Here is a 14458-nt window from a genome sequence, read left to right as displayed (position 1 = left end):
CCCCAGAAGCAGCACCAGGCCGAATTCGGCTCACCCGGCGCCTATTTCGCCGAGAAGACGGTTCGCGCGGTGACGGCGGGCGCGCGCGCGCGCGAAGCCGCCAATGCCAGGACACTTGCGGCCATCGAAAAGCGCTATGGCGTGCCGGGCGAAGTGCTGCTGGCGATCTGGGGCCGCGAGACCGGATTCGGCGCGGCGAAGATGCCTTATGACGCCTTCGAAGTGCTGGGCACCAAGGCATTCATGTCGACCAGGAAGGACTTCTTCCGCACCGAACTGCTTGCCGCACTCGAGATCGTCGAGCGCGGGCTGGCTCCGGTCGGCGCGATGAAATCGTCCTGGGCCGGCGCGCTCGGCCAGCCGCAATTCATGCCGACCTCGTTCCTGAAACATGCCGTCGATTTCGACGGCGACGGCCGCGTCGACATCTGGAACTCGACGCCCGACGTGTTGGCCTCGATCGCCAATTATCTCGTCCACTATGGCTGGGTAAAGGGTCGTGGCTGGGGATTCGAGGTGACGGTGCCGGAAAGCGTTTCCTGTTCGCTGGAAGGCCCGGACCAGGGCAAGAAAATCTCGCAATGGGCTGATATGGGCATCAAGCGCGTCGGCGGCAAACCGTTTCCAGTGAGTGAGCTGAAGGCCGAAGGCTTTCTGCTGATGCCGGCAGGGCGCAGCGGCCCGGCCTTTGTCGCCACGCCCAATTTCTACGTGCTGAAGCAATACAACACCAGCGACCTGTACGCGCTGTTCATCGGCCATGGCGCCGATCGCATCGCCCATGGCGATCAGAACTTCGCCGGCAGCTGGGGCGCGATCGGCGGGCTGCACCGTTCGGACATCGCCGCCCTGCAGCGGGCGCTGGAGGCCAAGGGCTATGATGTCGGCAGCGCCGATGGCCTGCCCGGCTTCAAGACCCGCCGCTCGATCGGCATATGGCAAGCCAAGAACGGCCGCGCCGCCACCTGCTTTCCTGACGCCGATCTGGTCGCAGTGCTGAAATAGCTCCGAAATTAGCAGATTTTTCTCGATCGGCAGCCTCGATTGGCTGGCCTATGCGTCGACACCCCACCGGCCTTTCTGGCCCAATGAGCCGTCGTATAAATGCTCGTTGCCCGCCACGGGGCCGCCGGGTATGGTGTTGACCAACTGGACAAAAACCACGACGGTAAGTGGGCAGAGGGGCCGTCTCCAGGCCCCGAAAAAATTCCGCAACCCTGAGCCGGGAACTCAGGTCAACAAACAACAAAACAGGGAACAATCACAATGATGATGGAAAAGTTTGCTCTACGCTCTCGCTTCCTGCTCGCGGGTGCCGCCATGTCGGCGCTGCTTCTGGCCGGCGCGCCCGCCGGTGCGGTCACGCCCGCCGACACGCTGGTCGAAGGTTTCGCGATCGACGACATCATCTCCATGGATCCGGGCGAGGCGTTCGAGCTGTCGACCGCCGAGGTCACCGGCAACACCTATGATCTGCTTGTCCGTCTCGACCTCAGCGACACCTCCAAGGTCAAGGGCGACCTTGCCGAAAGCTGGACCGTCTCCGATGACGGCCTGACCTACACGTTCAAGCTCAAGCCCGGCCTGAAATTCGCTTCCGGCAATCCGATCACGGCGTCCGATGTCGCCTGGTCGTTCGAGCGCGTCATCAAGCTCGACAAGAGCCCGGCCTTCATCATCGGCCAGTTTGGCATCAGCGGTGACAACGTCACCGAAAAGGCCAAGGCTGTCGACGACGGCACCTTCCAGTTCACCGTCGACAAGGCCTATGCGCCGAGCTTCGTGCTGAACTGCCTGTCGGCAACGGTGGCTTCGGTGGTCGACGCCAAGCTGGTCAAGGAGCATGTCGCTTCGGTCACGCCGAGCGCCGACTACAAATGGGACAATGACTTCGGCAATGCCTGGCTGAAGACCGGCTATGCCGGCTCCGGCGTCTTCAAGCTGCGCGAATGGCGGGCCAACGAAGCCGTCGTTCTCGAGCGCAACGACAATTACTACGGCGAAAAAGCCAAGCTTGCCCGCGTCATTTATCGCAACATGAAGGAAAGCTCGGGCCAGCGCCTGGCGCTCGAGGCTGGCGACATCGACGTTGCCCGCAATCTCGAACCGAACGACCTCGACGCCATCGCCAAGAACGCCGACCTCACCACCACCAGCGCGCCCAAGGGCACGGTCTATTACATCAGCCTCAACCAGAAGAACGCGAACCTCGCCAAGCCGGAGGTGCGCCAGGCGTTCAAGTATCTGGTCGACTATGATGCCTTGAGCTCCACCATCCTCAAGGGCATCGGCGAAATCCATCAGACCTTCCTGCCCAAGGGCGTGCTCGGCGAATTGGATGAGAATCCGTTCAAGCTCGATGTCGCCAAGGCCAAGGAATTGCTGGCCAAGGCCGGTCTGCCCGACGGCTTCAGCGTAACCATGGACGTACGCACCGGCCAGCCGACGACCGGGATGGCGGAATCGATCCAGCAGACGCTCGGACAGGCCGGCATCAAGCTCGAGATCATCCCGGGCGACGGCAAGCAGACGCTCACCAAATACCGCGCCCGCAACCACGACATCTATATCGGCCAATGGGGCCAGGATTATTTCGACCCGAACTCCAACGCCCAGACCTTTGCCTCGAACCCGGACAATTCGGATGGGGCCAAGACCAAGACGCTGGCCTGGCGCAACGCCTGGGACATTCCGGACCTGACCAAGCAGACGGAAGCGGCACTGCTCGAGAAGGATGCCGGCAAGCGCGCCGACATGTACAAGGATCTCGAGAAGAAAATCCTCGACACCAGCCCCTTCGTCGTCATCCACCAGCAGCTGGAAGTGGCCGGCCTGCGCAAGAACCTCAAGGGCTTTGCGCTCGGCCCGAGCTTCGACACCAACTTCGTCGGACCGGTGTCCAAGGAATAGTGCTCGCGGACACGCCGCATGAGCGCGGTTGAAAAAGAAGTGGCGGCGGGGCGCGGCAGCGCCCGCGCCGTCGCTGTTGCATCATCGCTTGGCCGTTTCCTGGTCATTGCGATCACGACCTATCTTGGTCTGCTCGCGGTCACCTTCTTCATCGGCCGCGTCATTCCAATCGACCCGGTGCTGGCGGTGCTCGGCGACCGGGCGCCGGCCAATGTGGTTGAGCGCACGCGCCGCGAGATGGGCCTCGATTTGCCGTTGATCGAGCAGTTCTACATCTATGTGAAGAATGCGCTGAACGGCAATTTCGGCGTCTCCGTGCTGACCACCAATCCGGTCATGACCGACATTCGCCGGGCGCTTCCGGCCACGACGGAACTGGCGACCCTCGGAACGCTGATCGGCGCGTTGTTCGGCGTGCCGCTCGGTGTGCTGGCCGCGGTCAGGCGCGGCAGCCTCATCGACCAGATCGTGCGCGTCATCGGCCTGATCGGTTATTCCGTGCCGATCTTCTGGCTGGGGCTGCTTGGGCTGGTGCTGTTTTACGCCAAGCTGCAATGGGTTGCCTTCCCGGCGAGGCTCGACGTCGTCTACGAATACACCTTTACGCCGATCACCGGCTTCTATCTCCTCGACTCTGCGATGCAGGGGCAGTGGGACGTTTTTTACGACGCCTTCCGCCACATCATCCTGCCGGCCTCGCTGCTCGGCTATTTCTCGCTCGCCTATATCAGCCGCATGACGCGCTCGTTCATGCTCAACGAATTGTCGCAGGAATATATCGTCGCGGCGCGCGCCAAGGGCCTGTCGGAAACCCGCATCATCTGGGGCCACGCGCTGCGCAACGCAGCGGTGCCGATGGTGACGGTGATCGCGCTGTCCTATGCCGGACTGCTGGAAGGTTCGGTGCTGACCGAGACCGTCTTCTCATGGCCGGGCATCGGCCTTTACATCACCAATTCGCTGCAGAACGCCGACATGAATGCGGTGCTCGGTGGCACCATCGTCATCGGCTCGGTGTTCATCGCCATCAACCTTCTCTCCGACCTGCTGTATCGGGTGCTCGATCCGAGGACGAAGTCCGCATGAGCGTCGACACCATCCAGAGCCGTCGCGACTGGCTGCTCAGCGAGCGGCCGGCCTCGCGCATGCAGGCAAGGCTCGGCCGCGCCTATGTGGCGTGGCGGCGCTTTTCCGCCAACCGGTTGGCGTTTCTGGGCCTGCTCATCATCATTGCCCTGCTGGTCGTTGCCGCCCTTGCAGGCGTGCTGGCACCTTATTCGCCAACGTTCGGCGACCTGAAGAACGCGCGCCTGCTGGCGCCGAGCGCCGAGCACTGGTTCGGCACCGACGATCTCGGCCGCGATATCCTGTCGCGCATCCTCTACGGCTCGCGCTGGACGCTTTACGTGGTCATCCTGGTCGCCATCATCGCCGCACCCATCGGCCTTCTGGTCGGCACGGTGGCCGGCTATGCCGGCGGCTGGACCGATGCCATCCTGATGCGCATCACCGACATCTTCCTCGCCTTTCCCAAGCTGATCCTGGCGCTGGCCTTCGTCGCAGCACTTGGCCCCGGCATCGAGAATGCGGTGCTGGCCATCGCCATCACCTCATGGCCGCCCTACGCCCGCATCGCGCGGGCAGAGACGCTGACGGTGCGCAATTCCGACTACATCAAGGCGGTGCAACTGATGGGCGCCTCGCCCTTCCGCATCGTGCTGCGCCATATCATGCCGCTTTGCATTTCGTCCCTGATCGTCAGGGTGACGCTCGACATGGCCGGCATCATCCTGACCGCCGCCGGGCTCGGTTTCCTCGGCCTCGGCGCGCAGCCGCCGCTGCCCGAATGGGGCACGATGATCGCGTCCGGCCGCCGCTTCGTGCTCGACCAGTGGTGGGTGGCCGGTGCGCCGGGCTTCGCCATCCTCATCGTCAGCCTCGGCTTCAACCTGCTTGGCGACGGCCTGCGCGACGCGCTCGATCCGCGGAGTGGCGACCAATGAGCGGCGACCAATGAGCGGAGAAACGAAAACGCTTCTCAACGTAGACGACCTGCGCGTCACCTTCCCGACCCGCACCGGGCTGATCGAGGCGGTGCGCGGCGTTTCCTTTTCGCTCGGCCGCGAACGGCTCGGCATCGTCGGCGAATCCGGCTCGGGAAAATCGCAGACCGGCCGCGCCATCATGGGCCTGACGCCACCGCAGGCGCGGATATCGGCCAACAAGCTCGCCTTCGACGGCATCGATTTGCTCACCGTCTCGCCACGCGAACGCAGGAAGCTGCGCGGCAAGCGCATCGCCATGATCCTGCAGGATCCGAAATATTCGCTCGACCCGGTGATGAGCATCGGTCGCCAGATCGTCGAGACGCTGCGCACCCATGAAAAGGTCGGCAAGGCGGAGGCGCGCGACCGTGCATTGGCCATGCTGGAGGCGGTGCAGATCCGTGATCCCTCTCGCGTCTTCAATTTGCATCCGCATGAAGTTTCGGGCGGCATGGGCCAGCGCGCCATGATCGCCATGATGCTGATCGCCGGTCCGGAAATGATGATCGCCGACGAGCCGACCTCGGCGCTCGACGTCACCGTGCAGCTCGATGTGCTCGGCATCCTCGACCGGCTGGTCAGTGAGCGTGGCATGGGGCTGATCTTCATCTCGCACGATTTGCGCCTGGTCTCGTCCTTCTGCGACCGCGTCATCGTCATGTATGCCGGCAAGGTGGTCGAGCAGCTCAAGGCGTCCGAACTCGGCCAGGCCCAGCATCCCTACACGCGCGGCCTGCTCAATTGCATGCCCAAGATCGGTGCCGACCGCCACCCGCTGCCGGTGCTCGACCGCAAGCCGGAGTGGGCGGCATGACTTCTGCGATTGCCGTCGACAGGCTGGAAGTGATCTTCGACCGTTTTCGCGCACTGAAAGGCGTCAGCCTCGACGTGCAGCCGGGCGAATCCTTCGGCCTGGTCGGCGAATCCGGCTCCGGCAAATCGACGCTGCTGCGGGCCATCGCCGGCCTTGCGCCGGTTGCATCGGGCGGCATCGTCGTCAACGGCAAGACGCTCGGCGCGCGCCGCGACAAGGCCTTCTACCGTGAAGTGCAGATGGTCTTCCAGGATCCGTACGGGTCGCTGCACCCGCGCCAGACCGTCGACCGTCTGCTGCAGGAGCCGCTTGCCATCCATGGCTTTGCCGACGGCGAAAAGCGTATCCAGCGGGCGCTCGACGAAGTCGGCCTCGGCAACGGTTTTCGGTTTCGCTATTCGCACCAGCTCTCCGGCGGCCAGCGCCAGCGCGTGGCGATCGCGCGTGCGCTCATTCTGGAACCGTCGATCCTGCTGCTCGACGAGCCGACCTCGGCGCTCGATGCCTCGGTGCAGGCGGAAGTGCTCAACCTGCTGGAAGAGGTACGCAAGCGCCGCAAGCTGACCTTCCTGATGGTCAGCCACGACCTCGCCATCATCACCCATATGTGCGAGCGGCTGATGGTGATGCAAAGCGGCGAGGCGGTGGAGAATCTGGCGGCGGCAGACCTTGTCGAGCGCCGCGTGACCAAGGACTATACGCGCAATCTGTTGCGGGCCAGCGACGGGTTTGTGAGAACCGCTTGAATTCGTTTTCTCTTTTGCGCCGAACAACCATCTTGGGGAATTCCCATGGAGGAATGGAAGTTTGCGGATCCGCCCAATGTCGCGGTGTTTGTGGATAGGGCAGTCGTTACCCGCGGCGATTGGATTACATACGTCTCACATGACGATGACGACGGCAGTTGGCAATTCCACAACAGCGAAACCGGACCTGTTGACGAAGGCGATATCATGATCGTCAGCTTGCAAAACGTTGTGCAGCGGGACGAAAGCATCCAGGCGTTGGCGGACTTGCCAGAAGGCTGGCACGCTTGGCGCACCTCGAAATCGTCGCCATGGCAACGCGCCAGGTCGCGCCCTGTGCCCTCCAACGACAACGAATGATCAGGCAAAGCCTTAGGCTGAGCCTTGCGCCAGTTCGCCGCTCTCCAGAACGGGTGGCTCTTCCCGGCCCTTCGGCTCCTTGATCCTGAACCACGTCACATAAAGCGCCGGCAGGAACAGCAGCGTGATTGCGGTACCCGCGATGATGCCGCCCATCATCGCATAGGCCATCGGACCCCAGAACACTTCACGCGCGATCGGGATCAGCGCCAGGCTGGCGGCCGCCGCCGTCAGTGCGATCGGCCGCATCCGGTGTTCGGTCGCTTCGATGACCGCCGCCCAGCGGTCCTTGCCCTCTCGAACAAGATCCTCGATCTGCACGATCAGGATGACCGAATTGCGGATCAGGATGCCGATCAGCGCCAGCACGCCCAGGATGGCGACGAAGCCCAGCGGCGCTCCGCTCGGCACCAGGGCCGCCACCACGCCGATCAGGCCGAGCGGCGCCACCGCCACGACCAGGAACAGGCGCTGGAAGCTTTGCAACTGCACCATCAGGATCGTTGCCATGACGAACAGCATCAACGGCACGACGGCGGCGATCGGTCCCTGACTTTTGGCGCTCTCCTCGACCGAGCCGGCGGTGGCGATCGAATAGCCCGGCGGCAGCTTGGCGGTGAAGGCATCGACCGATGGCTTCAGTTCGTTGACGACCGTGGCCGGCAGCACGTCGCCGACCAGCCCGGCGCGCACGGTGATGGTCGGGATGCGATCGCGTCGCCACACCGTCGGTTGCTCCAGATCGTAGCGGAAGTTGGCGACCGCCGCGAGCGGGATCGCCTCGCCGGTGCTGGTCGGCAACTGCATGTTCTGCAACGTCTCGATCGAGCCGCGTTCGGCCCCGCGGGAGCGGGCCACGACATTGATCAGGTAGGTCGCGTCGCGCACCTGCGTGATGGTGGCGCCGCCGACCGTACTGTTCAGCGCGCTGGCGATGTCGGAGGAGGTGATGCCGAGCTGGCGTGCCTTGTCCTGCAGCACGTCGACCCTCAGCACCCGCTGCGGCTCGTTCCAGTCGAAGGTCGGCGCAGCGAGCTTTGGATTGGCGGAGATGACACCGGCGAATTGCTGCGCCAGTTCGCGCACCGTCTGGATGTCGGGACCGCCGACGCGGTATTGCACGGGGCGGCCGACCGGCGGTCCGAGTTCGAGCGGCTTGACGAAGGCGTCGGTGCCGACGAACTCCTCGCGCAGCAGCTTTTCCAGCGCCGGCTTGACCCGGTTGCGGGCCTCGATGCTCTTGGTGACGATGACGGTCTGGCCGAAATAGGGGTTGGCCGGCTGCACGTCATAGGCGAGCACGAAACGCACCGCGCCCTGGCCGATATAGGACGAGAAATGGTCGATGTCGGGATTGCCGACCAGCGCCCGCTGCTCGAACCGCTCCATCTGGTCGCGCGTGTCGGCGATCGAAGAATTCTGCGGCAGGTTCCAGTCGACGATCAGCTCCGGCCGGTCCGATGGCGGGAAGAACTGCTGCTGCACCAGGCCGAAGCCGGCGATCGAGCCGGCAAACAACGACACGGTGGCGATGATGGTCAGCCAGTGATGGCGCACCGAGCCGACAAGCACGCGCCGGAACAGTGAGGTGAAGCGGCCCGGCTGGTCGTGATGCTTGGTTTTCATCGTCGCCGGCAGGATGGTGACGCCGAGCAGTGGCGCAAACAGCACCGCCACGATCCATGACACCAGCAGCGAAACGGCGATGACCACGAACAGGGTGAAGGTATATTCGCCGGCGGCGCTGTTGTTGAGGCCGATCGGGATGAAGCCGGCGACAGTTACCAGCGTACCGGTCAGCATCGGAAAGGCGGTCGACGTGTAGACATAGGTCGCTGCCTTGCGCAGATTGTCGCCGACCTCCAGCCGCGCCACCATCATCTCGACCGCGATCATCGCGTCGTCGACCAGAAGGCCGAGCGCGATGATCAGCGCACCCAGGGAAATACGCTGCAGCGAAATGCCGAGATAGGCCATGACGGTGAAGGTGATGGCCAGCACCAGCGGGATCGACAGCGCCACGACGAAGCCGGCGCGCATGCCGAGACTGATGAACGACACGGCGAGCACGATGGCGACCGCCTCGAACAGCGCACGCGTAAAGCCCGAGACGGCCTCCTCGACGATGACCGGCTGGTCGGCCACCAGATGCACGCCGACGCCGACCGGCAGGTCGGCCAGCACCTTGTCCATCTCCTTGTGCAGGGCCTCGCCGAATTCGAGCAGGTTGGCGTTGGGTTTCATGCCGATGGCGAGCCCGATCGCGTCCTGGCCGTTGAAACGGAACAGTGCCGTCGGCGGATCGACATAGCCGCGTGTGATCGTCGCTACGTCGCTCAGGCGGAAGAAGCGGTCGTTGACGCGCAGATTGATGGCGCGCAGGCTTTCCTCGGAGGTGAACTGCCCGCCGACACGCACGCTGATGCGCTCCGGCCCGGACTGGATGACGCCGGACGGCGTGATCGCGTTCTGCGCCTGCAGGCTGGCGACGATCGCTTGCTGGTTGAGGCCGAGGGCGGCGATCTGGCGGGTTGAGAATTCGAGATAGATCGCTTCGTCCTGGGCGCCGACCAGGTCGACCTTGCCGGCGTTGGGCACGGTCAGGATCTTTGTTCTGGCATCCTCGACATAGTCGCGCAACTGGCGCGGCGTCAGCCCGTCCGATGTGAAGGCGTAGATGTTGCCATAGACGTCGCCGAAGCGGTCGTTGAAGAACGGGCCCTGCACACCCTGCGGAAACTGTGCCCCGATGTCATTGACCATGTTGCGCACCTGAATCCAGTTCGGCACGACATCGCGTGCCTTGGTGGTGTCCTTCAGGTTGACGAAGATGACGGTCTGGCCGGCCGTGGTGACGGACTTGGTGTAGTCGAGGCTGTCGAGTTCCTCGAGTTTCTTCTCGATCCGGTCGGTCACCTGCTGCACGGTTTCCTTGACCGAGGCGCCCGGCCAGTTGGCCTGGATGATCATCGTCTTGATGGTGAAGTTGGGATCTTCTTCACGGCCGAGATTGAGGTAGGAGAACACGCCAGCCACGACGAAGACCAGCATGAAATACCAGACCATGGAGCGGTGGTTGAGCGCCCAGTCGGAGAGATTGAAGCCTTTCATGAGGCCCCTCCCTCGGGCACTGTCACCTTCTGGCCTTCGCTCAGGCTGTGGACGCCCGCCGTGACAACACGCATGCCGGCCTCCAGCCCCTCGGTCACCGTGAAGGTGCCGCCATTCTTCGACGCGACCTTTATGTCGCGTGCGTTCACGCTCGATGTCTGCGGGTCGACGATCCACACTTTCGCGGAACCGTTCTTTTCGAACAGCGCCGACATGGGCAGTTCGATCGTCGGTGCCACCTTGGTCACGCGGGTCGCCGTCACCGTGGAGCCGAGCCGGAAGGCCTGTGGCGGATCCGTGAGCGTCAACCTGACGCGCCGGGTGCGGGTCGAGCCCTCGGATTGCGGTGCGATCTCGCGCAGCTTAGCCCCGGTCTGGATCGTCGGCAGCGACTGCAGGATGACCTGGAAGGGCGTGCCGGCCGCGAGATCACCGGTCAATTGGTCGGGAATGTCGACCACCGCCTCGCGCAGGTCCGAGCGCGCCACGGTGACGACCGTCTGGCCGGGCGAGACCGTCTGGCCAACTTCGGCGCCGACAGCGGTGACGACACCGTCGAAATCAGAGAACAGCCTGGCATAGCCGAGCTGTTCCTGCGATTTGGCAAGCGAGGCCTTGGCCCGCTCGACACCTGCCTCCGCAGCTTTGCGCGCCTGCTGCGCGGCGTCGAAGACAGCTTGCGTGGCGTTGGCCGAGGCGAGTAACTGGCGCTGCCGTTCCTCGCTGGCGGCGGCGTTGGCGAACTGCGCCTCGGCATTGGACAGTTCCGCCTTGGCCGCCTGGAGCGACAACTCCAGCGCGGTCGGATCGAGTGCCGCTATCGTCGTGCCCTTGCTGACGATGTCGCCGACCTGGACGTCGCGCGAGACGACCCGGCCAAGCAGACGGAAGGCCAGATCGGCGCTGACCTGCGGTTCGACGGATCCGGCAAAACCGAAGACTTGCGTGGTGCGCGGCTCGATCACCATCGACAGCACCGGCCGGATGATCTCGGGCGGCTTTTCCTCCGACCTGGAGCAGGATGCCAGCGCGCCGAGCATGAGCACGCCGAGCAGGATGCGCGGCGTCCGGCTCATTGGCCCGCTCCCGATATCTCGATCGTCTGTCCAGGGCTGAGCAGCTGTCCTCCAGCGGTGACGACGCTCTGGCCTTCGTCCAGTCCCCTGGCGATCACGACCGTGCCCGAATTGAACGCCAGCACTTCGACCGGCGCCATCGTCACCGCCTTGGTCGAGGGATCGACGATCCAGACCGCCGGCTTGCCGCCGCTGGACGTCAGCGCCTGCCAGGGCAGCAGGATCGCCTTCGCCGGCTTGGCGCTTACCGAGCCGATGACGGCTGCTCCCAGCGGCATGCCGGCGGGCGTGTCGGGAATGGCGACCTTGACCCGGATCGAGCCCGAAGCCGGGTCGACCGCAGGCGAGATTTCGCGGACCTTGCCCGTTGCCCTGACCTGCGGATCGGACAACAGCGTGATCGTCACCGCAGGCGATGCCGGTGTCTTGGCGATCAGCGTCTCCTGCACGTTGAACACCGCGTCGCGGTCGCCGTCCTCGGCGACGGTGAAGACGGTTTGCGCGGCTTGCACCACTTGGCCGGTTTCGACTTGGCGGGCGGTGATCACGCCGGCGGCACCGGCCTTGAGCTCGGTGAAGGACAGGTTTTGCTGGGCGTTGGAGAAAGCGCTCTGCGCGGCTTCGACGCTGCCTTGTGCCACCTTCAGGGCCTGGTCCGCGGCGTCATAGTCGCGCCTGGTGGTGAAGCCCTGCGCCAGCAGCGTTTTCTGCCGCTCGAAGGCGGCAACGGACTGGGTCAGTTGCGCCTTGGCTGCATCAAGATCGGCCTGCGCCGAGCGCAGGTCGGATTCCTGCTCCTGCGGGTCGATGCGGGCGAGCACCGTGCCTTGATCGACATGCTGGCCGACATCGACAAACCGTTCGGCGACGCGACCGCCGACCCGGAACGACAGATTGTTCAGCGTACGCGCCGCGATCACCCCGGTCAGCGAAGTCCTTGGCGCATAGTCGGCCATCGCCACCGTTTCGGTGCGCACCATGATCTGCAGTTTCTTGTCCGCCGCTTCCTGCTTCTGACAGCCGGCCAGAAGCAGCGCCGCCGTGCAGGCGAAAAGCGCCGGGGCGGCTGGAAAAGACAAAAGACCGGGAGCTTTGACCGATGGCTGCGAGACGGGCGAAGTCACGTTCCTGCTCATGGGCTCTCCCGACCGCGGGCCGCTCGCTGATCGCGGTGCCTCGCGGCCATCCAGAGGATAGTCGATCCCCGGGAAAAGGAAACCGGTCTCGTACGTGTATCGCCCGACTGGCTAAGCGCCGGGATCTGCCCACCGCAGGCCCAATCGCCTGCCGGTGGTGCCGACTTGAGGAAAACGTGAAATAAGGTCAGAAGACATCTCAACGGCATCAAACAGGACGGGCGCCGGCCCGGTGAGGGATACGATGAAGAATTCAGCCATTTCCGAACGCAAGAACCAATCGATTTCCCGCGGCGTCGGCATGACCACGCAGATTTATGCCGACCGGGCTGAGAATTCGGAAATCTGGGATGTCGAGGGGCGTCGCTATATCGATTTCTCGTCGGGCATCGCCGTCGTCAACACCGGGCATCGCCATCCCAGGGTGATCGAGGCGGTCAAGGCACAGCTCGACCGCTTCACCCACACCTGCCACCAGGTGGTGCCCTATGAGAGCTATGTGCGCCTGGCCGAACGGCTGAACGGCATGCTGCCCGGCAAGTTCGAGAAGAAGACGATCTTCGTCACCACCGGGGCCGAGGCTGTCGAGAACGCCATCAAGATCGCCCGCAATGCCACCGGCCGTCAGGCGGTCATTGCCTTCGCCGGCGGCTTCCATGGCCGCACCTTCATGGGCATGGCGCTGACCGGCAAGGTCGTGCCTTACAAGGTCGGCTTCGGCGCCATGCCGGGCGATGTCTACCATGCGCCGTTTCCTGTGCCGCTGCACGGTGTCTCGGTCGCCGACTCGCTGGCGGCGCTCGACCGGTTGTTCAAGGCCGATGTGGATCCGGCGCGCGTCGCCGCCATCATCATCGAGCCGGTTCAGGGCGAGGGCGGCTTCTACGACGCGCCGCGGGATTTCCTGGTTGCGCTGCGCAAGCTTTGCGACCAGCACGGCATGCTGCTGATCGCCGACGAAGTGCAGACCGGCTTTGCCCGCACCGGCAAGATGTTTGCTATGGATCACCATGAGGTGGCCGCCGACATCACCACCATGGCCAAGAGCCTGGCCGGCGGCTTTCCTCTGGCGGCGGTCACCGGCCGCGCCGAAATCATGGATGCGCCCGGCCCCGGCGGGCTCGGCGGCACCTATGGCGGCAGTCCGATCGGCGTTGCCGCGGCGCACGCCGTGCTCGACGTGATCGAGGATGAAAAGCTGTGCGACCGCGCCAATACGCTGGGCGCAAGGCTGAAACAGCGGCTGCAGTCGATCCGCGACGACGTGCCCGAGATCGTCGACATCAGAGGTCTCGGCTTCATGAACGCGGTCGAGTTCAACGACGTCAAGAAGGGCCTGCCCTCAGCCGAGATCGCCAATGCGATCCGGTTGAAGGCGCTCGACAAGGGCCTGATCCTGTTGACCTGCGGCGTCTACGGCAACGTCATCCGCTTCCTGGCGCCGATCACCATCCAGGACGAAGTCATGAACGAAGCACTCGACATTCTGGAAAGCTCGATCCGCGAAGTCTGCGCCGCCTGATCAGTAAGGTGCCGCGCCTGAGGGACGGAATTATCCCGCCGCTCTGGCGGGCTCATTCTCGAGGAAAGCAGCCAGTGCCGCTTTCAGCCCCTCGGGGCCAGCGGCCACCGTCTGCGGCGTCGGCGAGAAGCCGGCGCCCAACATCTTGCGGCCAAGCATATGGTCGCCCGGACGGTTGACCGATTCGATGCCGAGCAGCCGGTCGCCGGCATAGTGGTAGATCGAGAATTTGTTGTCGGGAAGGCCGCCCAGCACGACATGGCTGTCGCCGCCGGCGGTCAGGCCGACCATCTGCAGCTTCATGTCGCCGATGTCGGACCAGAACCATGGCACCGCAGAATAGGCGTCGGCATGGCCTGATATCGTGCGCGCGGCAAGCCGCGCCTGGTCGGTGGCATTCTGCACCGATTCCAGCCGCACGTCGCCGCCGGTGAACCAGTGACGGTAAGAGGCAGCATCGCCAATAGCGAGAATCTCCGGCACCGAAGTCCGCATCTGGTGATCGACGCGGATGCCGTTGGCGATGCCGAGGCCAGCTTCCTGTGCCAGTTCGACATTCGGCACGGCACCAATGCCGACAATGACCATGCGCGCCGGCAGTCTTTCGCCTGACGAGGTGATCGCGGCCACGACATGACCGTTTTCGCCTTCGAGCCCGGCGATCGAGGTGCCGGTGAGGATGCGCACGCCCGTCGCTTCCAGCCGTTGCCGGACGTGGCTCGCCACCACCGGCGCCAC

Annotated in this window: 12 protein-coding genes; 8 read left to right on the top strand and 4 right to left on the bottom strand. The window is 64.2% G+C overall.

Annotation, left to right across the window (positions count from 1 at the left end; translation table 11 throughout):
• From ENZ75_RS05225 to ENZ75_RS05195, 7 genes are all read left to right on the top strand, one after another.
• On the top strand, positions 1 to 1005 hold a 1005-nt coding region (locus ENZ75_RS05225), incomplete at its 5' end, for a lytic murein transglycosylase (RefSeq protein WP_128277943.1).
• Positions 1006 to 1266: 261 nt separating this feature from the next.
• A complete protein-coding gene (locus ENZ75_RS05220; protein WP_027161780.1) occupies positions 1267 to 2910 on the top strand; it encodes an ABC transporter substrate-binding protein in 1644 nt (547 codons plus the stop codon).
• 18 nt (positions 2911 to 2928) lie between these two features.
• On the top strand, positions 2929 to 3996 hold the full coding sequence (locus tag ENZ75_RS05215) for an ABC transporter permease (protein WP_013527925.1): 1068 nt from the start codon (positions 2929 to 2931) through the stop codon (positions 3994 to 3996).
• Positions 3993 to 4913, top strand: a complete 921-nt coding sequence (nikC, locus tag ENZ75_RS05210; protein WP_013527924.1) for a nickel transporter permease — start codon at positions 3993 to 3995, stop codon at positions 4911 to 4913. The genes ENZ75_RS05215 and nikC overlap by 4 nt, the downstream gene beginning before the upstream one ends.
• A gap of 10 nt (positions 4914 to 4923) precedes the next feature.
• On the top strand, positions 4924 to 5769 hold the full coding sequence (locus ENZ75_RS05205; RefSeq protein WP_063169980.1) for an ABC transporter ATP-binding protein: 846 nt from the start codon (positions 4924 to 4926) through the stop codon (positions 5767 to 5769).
• Entirely contained in the window at positions 5766 to 6515 is a 750-nt protein-coding gene (locus tag ENZ75_RS05200) for an ABC transporter ATP-binding protein (RefSeq protein ID WP_013527922.1), read from the top strand. The genes ENZ75_RS05205 and ENZ75_RS05200 overlap by 4 nt, the downstream gene beginning before the upstream one ends.
• A gap of 45 nt (positions 6516 to 6560) precedes the next feature.
• On the top strand, positions 6561 to 6875 hold the full coding sequence (locus ENZ75_RS05195) for a hypothetical protein (RefSeq protein WP_063169981.1): 315 nt from the start codon (positions 6561 to 6563) through the stop codon (positions 6873 to 6875).
• Between the two features lie 12 nt (positions 6876 to 6887).
• Here ENZ75_RS05195 and ENZ75_RS05190 read toward each other — a convergent pair whose 3' ends face one another.
• The 3 genes from ENZ75_RS05190 to ENZ75_RS05180 are packed head-to-tail and all read right to left on the bottom strand — an operon-like array spanning position 6888 to position 12198.
• Positions 6888 to 9986: an efflux RND transporter permease subunit gene (locus tag ENZ75_RS05190; RefSeq protein WP_063169982.1), complete on the bottom strand. Its 3099-nt coding sequence runs from the start codon at positions 9984 to 9986 to the stop codon at positions 6888 to 6890.
• The gene (locus ENZ75_RS05185) at positions 9983 to 11062 is read right to left on the bottom strand and encodes an efflux RND transporter periplasmic adaptor subunit (RefSeq protein WP_024503446.1); all 1080 of its coding nucleotides are present in this window, start codon (positions 11060 to 11062) and stop codon (positions 9983 to 9985) included. Before ENZ75_RS05185 ends, ENZ75_RS05190 begins: the two co-directional genes overlap by 4 nt.
• Complete coding sequence (locus ENZ75_RS05180) at positions 11059 to 12198, bottom strand: efflux RND transporter periplasmic adaptor subunit (protein ID WP_063169983.1); 1140 nt, start codon at positions 12196 to 12198, stop codon at positions 11059 to 11061. The genes ENZ75_RS05185 and ENZ75_RS05180 overlap by 4 nt, the downstream gene beginning before the upstream one ends.
• 244 nt (positions 12199 to 12442) lie before the next feature.
• Here ENZ75_RS05180 and ENZ75_RS05175 point away from each other — a divergent pair, with 244 nt between their 5' ends.
• Positions 12443 to 13720, top strand: coding sequence for a 4-aminobutyrate--2-oxoglutarate transaminase (locus ENZ75_RS05175; protein ID WP_013527918.1), 1278 nt, complete (start codon positions 12443 to 12445; stop codon positions 13718 to 13720).
• A gap of 30 nt (positions 13721 to 13750) precedes the next feature.
• On the opposite strand, the gene ENZ75_RS05170 is transcribed toward ENZ75_RS05175, so the two are convergent.
• Positions 13751 to 14458: FAD/NAD(P)-binding oxidoreductase (locus ENZ75_RS05170; protein ID WP_164887733.1), on the bottom strand; the 708-nt coding region annotated here is incomplete at its 5' end.

It is taken from the genome of Mesorhizobium sp. M7A.F.Ca.CA.002.04.1.1 (assembly GCF_004022805.1).
Taxonomy (GTDB): domain Bacteria; phylum Pseudomonadota; class Alphaproteobacteria; order Rhizobiales; family Rhizobiaceae; genus Mesorhizobium; species Mesorhizobium ciceri.
This window is presented reverse-complemented; position numbering and strand designations above follow the sequence as displayed.

Bases quoted from the DNA above. Each gene is read 5' to 3' on its own strand.
- ENZ75_RS05200 (WP_013527922.1), top strand. From the start codon at position 5,766: ATGACTTCTGCGATTGCCGTCGACAGGCTGGAAGTGATCTTCGACCGT.
- ENZ75_RS05220 (WP_027161780.1), top strand. From the start codon at position 1,267: ATGATGATGGAAAAGTTTGCTCTACGCTCTCGCTTCCTGCTCGCGGGT.
- ENZ75_RS05190 (WP_063169982.1), bottom strand. From the start codon at position 9,986: ATGAAAGGCTTCAATCTCTCCGACTGGGCGCTCAACCACCGCTCCATG.
- ENZ75_RS05175 (WP_013527918.1), top strand. From the start codon at position 12,443: ATGAAGAATTCAGCCATTTCCGAACGCAAGAACCAATCGATTTCCCGC.
- ENZ75_RS05195 (WP_063169981.1), top strand. From the start codon at position 6,561: ATGGAGGAATGGAAGTTTGCGGATCCGCCCAATGTCGCGGTGTTTGTG.
- ENZ75_RS05185 (WP_024503446.1), bottom strand. From the start codon at position 11,062: ATGAGCCGGACGCCGCGCATCCTGCTCGGCGTGCTCATGCTCGGCGCG.
- ENZ75_RS05180 (WP_063169983.1), bottom strand. From the start codon at position 12,198: ATGAGCAGGAACGTGACTTCGCCCGTCTCGCAGCCATCGGTCAAAGCT.
- ENZ75_RS05215 (WP_013527925.1), top strand. From the start codon at position 2,929: ATGAGCGCGGTTGAAAAAGAAGTGGCGGCGGGGCGCGGCAGCGCCCGC.
- ENZ75_RS05205 (WP_063169980.1), top strand. From the start codon at position 4,924: ATGAGCGGAGAAACGAAAACGCTTCTCAACGTAGACGACCTGCGCGTC.
- nikC (WP_013527924.1), top strand. From the start codon at position 3,993: ATGAGCGTCGACACCATCCAGAGCCGTCGCGACTGGCTGCTCAGCGAG.